Genomic DNA, 5,581 nt, shown 5'->3' with positions numbered 1-5,581 from the left:
GCTCCCAGGAACCACACAGCGGTCTGCACGTCCGGATCGCTCAACGTGGGTCGCAGGTCCTGGATGTCCGGCTGAGTCATCGTTCTCCTTGGTTCACGGTCGTCGAAGTCCCCCCGTGCGAGGGACAGTGGGTGCTCACCGCCCCAGTGGTCTCGCTGAGGTCCCACTGAGGTCCCGCGGCGAGCCTGGGGCGCGAGGCCGAGACGGTCCAGGGGCGCTGCCTCGGAGGTCGGGGCTCTCGGTGTCGATCTCCTCCAGCCGCACCAGGTCGTTCCCACCCGGCAACCGCCCGCTGGGACCAGGTGGTCGAGAAAGGGCGCGACAGTTCGGGTGCGGTGTCGTTCTCAGCCGGGTGCGGCGCCTTTCCCGGAGGTCATGTCGTGAGCGTGCCGTGCCGGTTCCGGTCGTGTCCAAGGCCGATCCGGCATCGACCCCCCGTTCAGCGGCATGAGCCCAGGTCAAGGTCCTAAACTCCCCGAGTGCTGTCTGAATCTTCCGCACTCAGGGCCGGCGGCCCTCCCCCGGTCGACGTGGACCCGCGACTCCTGCGGGCCTTCGCCACCGTGGCCGAGGAAGGGCACTTCGGGCGCGCGGCGGCCCGCCTCGCCGTGGCCCAACCCGCTCTCAGCCGGCAGGTCCAGCAGCTGGAACGTCGCCTCGGGATCACGCTGCTGGAGAGGACGGCACGGGGATCGACACCCACGGCCGCCGGCTGGCGAATCCTGCCCGAGGTGCAGCAGGTGCTGGCCCAGCACGAGCGTCTGCTGAAGGTCGCTGCCGACTGCGCCGTCGGCGAGGACGTCGTCCGGGTCGCCGCGCCCATGCCGACGCCGGCGGGAGGGCTGTTGACCGAGACGGTCCGCACCTTCCGCCAGGGATCAGGACGGGTCCGGGTCGAAGTCCTGGACGTCCCGGACCACCTGCAGGCGCAAGCGCTGCGCGAAGGCGCAGCCGACGTCGCCCTGTCCTGGAACGCCGAGGCGACCGACGGCCTGCTGGCTCGGGCGTTGCTCGAGGAGGAGACCGTCGCGCTCCTGCGGGCCGACCACCCGCTGGTCGCGGCGGGTGTGATCTCCTTGTCGCAGTTCGGCGCGCAGGTCCTGCTCTTCCCCGTGGCGGAACGCCGACACTGCTGGCGGCAACTGCGCGCGGCCGCCGAGGAAGCAGACGTCCTCCTCGACCCCGTCCCCACCGCACCCTCCGCCGTCCTCGACCTCGTCGCCGGAGGGTTGGGCGTCTCCGCCGTCCCCGCCTCCTTCCGCCTGGGCGCGGGGGCCGGTCTCGCCTTCGTCCCCGTGCACGGTCTGCGCCGCAGCCGCACCACCCTGTTGTCACGCGCCGGCGAGCAGAACCCGGCGGTCCTGTCGTTCATCTCGACCGCTCGCGACGCCGCCCGCACCCTGGCTGCAACGGTCGACGGCCCCTGGGCCGAGCCTGCCGCCTGATCACCGGCCCGGTCGGGCGCCGACCCCGGTGCTGGTGGGGTCGCCGCCTCCTGTCCGTCGGCGACAGGGGCCGCCGTGGCGCGGGAACCGGTGTGCACACGGGCACCCAGAGGTGGTGCACGCCCCACTCTCCCCTGCAGGTGATTCACAGGGAGACGTCAGTGGACGCTGAGGCGGCGGCTGTTGAGTCCCCTCGTCATCGTCGGAGCGCAGAGGAATCCTCGTGGATCGCAGTGGAGCAACAACCGCACCGTTCGTCGTCGGCCACCAGCGGTCGGCGGGACACGTCGCCGGCACCAGGACGCGTCGAAACGCCGGAGGGGCCAGGCCGTGACCGCAGGAGCAGACTGGCCGACGCAGGAGTGGGACATCGACGGCGGCGGCGAGACGTTGCACGTCCGGGCAGACGGTGACCCCGCCCGGCCGTCGCTGCTGATGCTCCACGGGCTCCTGGGGTCCATGCGCTGGTTCGACCGCGTCGTGCCGATGCTGCTGCCTTCCTTGCGGGTGGTGCGGATCGACCTGGCCGGCTTCGGCCGCTCCACCGACCACCAGGGTGGGCGGGGCCCCGAGGACCAGGCACGCCTGGTGATGAACGTGATGCAGGAGCTGCGCGTCCAACCGGTGGCGACTCTCGGGCACTCGCTGGGTGCCACGATCGCGGTCGCCCTGGCCGAGGGCGGATTCGCGACGGGCGACCTGATCGTGCTCAGCGAAGGTCCCGACTACACGGTGGCGAACCCTCCGAGGGTGAACACGGTCCTGCGGGCGCCCCTCATCGGACCGCTCCTGTGGAAGCGGTTGCCGGACAGTGCCCTGCGCAACGGCCTGGCGGGGTTCTTCGCCGCCGGGTTCGACCTCGAGGGAGCCTTCGACGACCGGCGCCGGCCGTTGCTCGACGCGCGCCGCGTGAGCCACCGCACGTTCGCCACGACCCAGGGCACCAAGGAGCGCTACGCGGCGGTCAAACCGCTGGACGCGCGGATCGCGTCCCTCGGCACACGCTCGCTCGTCCTGTTCGGCCCCGACGACGACACGTTCGACGCAGCCGTCTCGATCGCCCGCTACGACCGTCTCCCGCACGTCCGGACCGCACTCGTCCCGGGAACAGGTCACTCCCCCATGCTGGAAGACCCCGCCACCACGGCACGCCACGTGGTCGAGTTCCTCACCCGGTCCTCGAACGAGACAGGGACGTGACCCGCTCCATCAGCACCGCGACGACATCCGCCGCGCCACGGCGTTCGCACCGCGAGAGCGGGCCCCGGAACCCGGCGGCTCGACCACGACCACGACGACCGACCGGGGGTTCGAGGCGAGGTGCAGGTCCGACGCTTCGCCCCGCGCCCGCCGCTGCGGCTCAGACGTCGAAGACCGCCTCACGCTGCCCCGCGCCGAGGACCACGCCGGGAACACCAGCCCGCCCACCCTGGAGGAAGCACCCGTGACCGCAGTCCCCCCGCACCTCACCGCCGCTGCGTGGCCACCCGCTCCGGAGCGGCACCGTCGACCGATCTCAGATCGACACCGTCACGAGGTGCGCTGAGCGTGCGCATCACCATCTTGGCCATGGGTTCACGGGGTGACGTCCAGCCGGCCGCGGTGCTGGGTGTCGAACTGCTGCACCGCGGGCACGAGGTGGTGCCGGCCACCACCGACGACCTCGAACCCTTCGGTGAGACCCTGGCACTGCCGGTGGTGTCCTTCGGGTTCGACCTGCGCGCGTTCCTGCGTTCGCCCGAAGGTCAGACGCTCCTGAAGAGCAGGAACGTGCGCGAGTACCTGGCCGGGTTCGTCCAGGTCAAGCTGAAGCACGCGCAGGTGATGCGGGCCGCGATGCTCACCGCGTGCGCGGAGGCGGACGTCATCGTCTCCGACCGGCTGCTGCTGGACGAAGCCTCCTCCGTCGCCGAAGCGAACGGTGCGCGCTTCGTGGGCCTGCACCACGCTCCACGAGAGCCCAACTCGCACTTCACCTCCTTCATGCTCACCCAGCGCCGCGCGCCCCGCCCCCTCAACCGCGCCACCCACCTCCTGTTCGACCGGTTGGAGTGGAAGGCCACCGCTGCCTCCGTCAACCAGTTCCGCGCCGCCATCGGCCTGGCGGCCACGACGGTTCCGGTGGCCCGACGGCTGGCGCGGGCCCAGACGCTGGAACTGCAGGCCTACAGCCCGGTCCTGGTACCGGAGCTGTCCACCTGGTCCCCGCGGTTCCCCCTCACCGGGTTCATCACCCCCTCGCCGCAGCAACGGCAGCGGTGGGGGAGGCCGACCTGGAGGAACCGCTGCAGGAATGGCTGGCCGCGGGCGATCCGCCGGTCTACTTCGGGTTCGGCAGCATGCCCGTCGCCGATCCCGCCGCCCTGTTCACCCTGGTGCAGCAGGTGTGCCGCGAACTCGGCGTCCGCGGCCTGATCGGTGCCGGCTGGAGCGACCTGGCCGCGGCACCGGGACCTGGTTCCCGTTCCGCGACCTGACGGCCGACACGCTGGTCGACGCCCAGCGCCGGGTGCTCACCGAACCCACCGCGGAACGGGCACAGGTCCTGGCCGAAACCCTGCGGCACGAGCAGGGCGCGTCCGCCGCGGCGACGGCGATCGAACGAGCCCACCAGGGTGGACGGCCCAGCACGGTGGCGTTCCGAGCTACCCGGACCCGCGGGTGAGACGACGACGTCCACGCCGCCGAACCGAAGCACGGCTCTCGACGCCGCAGCCCGCCCGAGGACCAGGTGAGGTCGGGGAACAGCGGTCGTTCTGACGCGGCGCAGCACGTGGTTCGCGGGTCGCTGCTCCTCTGCTGATCCAGGGCACCGCGCCGTCGGTGGGTACGGAGCCGTTCTCGCGGACAGCGTGGAGAAGATCGGCTCCACCGCTCATCCTCTGGGGGACTCCCGCGAGTTCGGGCATCCGGCGACGGCTCGAGCGGCTCAGGGCCCGCTCCGCAGGAATCCTGCACGGTTCTGCGGCACGCCGGCGACGAGTTCCAGGAGGGTCCTACCGGGCGTCCTGGGACTCCCGCGTCACCACTGTGCCGTCGATCCGCTCCACGGGGACGAAGCCGAGTCGCTCGTACAAGGTGAAGGCCGGATTGCCGTCGGCGACGACCAGGTACGGCCGTTTCCCTTCAGCGAGGATCTCCTGGCAGACCGCTGCCACCACTGCCGTGCCGAGGCCGAGTCGACGGTACCCGGGGTCGGATCCGACCCAGCTGATCTCGACGTGGTCGTCGATCACGAACCGCCGCCCGGCCATGGCCACGAGACGGCCATCGAGGTGGACGCCGACGTGATGTCCGAACCGCAGCCCCCGTTCGGGGAAGTGCTCGTTCCCGCTCCGACGGGCGAGCACCCTGATGTCCTCGAGATCGTGGTCGCCGAGCACTCGCACCCGCGCGTCCGGTGCCGTTTCCAGGTGGGAAGGGGCGAACACCATGATGGTCGCGGGGAACCGCAGCCGGACGACCCACGGAGGATGTGCTGCGATCCCGGGATCGAGTTCGAGGACGGCCACGTCCCCCGCGATGGATCCGAGATCGCGCCAGTCCGAAGGGTCGAGGGGTTGCCTCAGCACCGCGAAGGCGGCCTGGTCAGGATCCACGCACATCGCGCCTCCCCTCGATCTCACCTCCTCGGGGCGCAGGGTCGAGAGCGCTCGGCTGAGGTACGGCGCCAAGCGTGGTGGTGATGGCGTGGCCATCGAGGACTCCTCTCACGGAGCACGTGGTGGTGGGTCGTGCCGGCGGATGCGGGTTGGTCCTCCGAGTTCGACGGCCGTGCCGGTCATGGAGCAGAAGGGGCCACCCGGGCACAGTTCCAGGTGTACCAGCCGAGGAACTCGCGGGAGGCGACACACGCGGGGTACGACGCCGGTTCCCCGCTGCACGAGGTCGAAGCCCTGGGCCCGCCCCCTCCCGTGAGGTCAGCTCCTCCCTGACCGCAGGCACACGCGTGTGGAGAACACCCCAGGCCGGGAACGAGACGGTGGAGCACAGCGGGTGGTTCCGGTCGACGGTGCTCGAGCCGGTGGGGAGGTCCTTCGCAGCTCGCGTCCAGTGAGCACCGCCGACGGTGCAGGACGGCACGTCTTCGCTGCCCGTCCCTCCCCGAGGCCAGACGTCAGCCAGCGCGCTGCACC

4 protein-coding genes are annotated in these 5,581 nt (G+C 71.4%); 3 read left to right on the top strand and 1 reads right to left on the bottom strand.

Annotation, left to right across the window (positions count from 1 at the left end):
• The first annotated feature begins 530 nt into the window (after positions 1 to 530).
• The 3 genes from ACFQ46_RS11330 (at position 531) to ACFQ46_RS11320 (ending at position 3,860) form a co-directional block, all read left to right on the top strand.
• Positions 531 to 1,445, top strand: a complete 915-nt coding sequence (locus ACFQ46_RS11330; RefSeq protein WP_380259599.1) for a LysR family transcriptional regulator — start codon at positions 531 to 533, stop codon at positions 1,443 to 1,445.
• 330 nt (positions 1,446 to 1,775) lie between these two features.
• Positions 1,776 to 2,645 (top strand): alpha/beta fold hydrolase, encoded by an 870-nt coding sequence (locus ACFQ46_RS11325; protein ID WP_380259598.1) that lies wholly within the window; start codon positions 1,776 to 1,778, stop codon positions 2,643 to 2,645.
• 348 nt (positions 2,646 to 2,993) lie between these two features.
• Entirely contained in the window at positions 2,994 to 3,860 is an 867-nt protein-coding gene (locus ACFQ46_RS11320) for a glycosyltransferase (RefSeq protein ID WP_380259597.1), read from the top strand.
• A gap of 581 nt (positions 3,861 to 4,441) precedes the next feature.
• Here the strand turns inward: ACFQ46_RS11320 and ACFQ46_RS11315 are convergent.
• Complete coding sequence (locus ACFQ46_RS11315; RefSeq protein WP_380259596.1) at positions 4,442 to 5,143, bottom strand: GNAT family N-acetyltransferase; 702 nt, start codon at positions 5,141 to 5,143, stop codon at positions 4,442 to 4,444.
• Positions 5,144 to 5,581: the final 438 nt, after the last annotated feature.

The organism is Kineococcus sp. GCM10028916 (assembly GCF_042674865.1).
Classification (GTDB): domain Bacteria; phylum Actinomycetota; class Actinomycetes; order Actinomycetales; family Kineococcaceae; genus Kineococcus.
This window is presented reverse-complemented; position numbering and strand designations above follow the sequence as displayed.

Coding starts and splice junctions, on each gene's coding strand:
- ACFQ46_RS11315 (WP_380259596.1), bottom strand. CDS start 5,143: ATGGCCACGCCATCACCACCACGCTTGGCGCCGTACCTCAGCCGAGCG.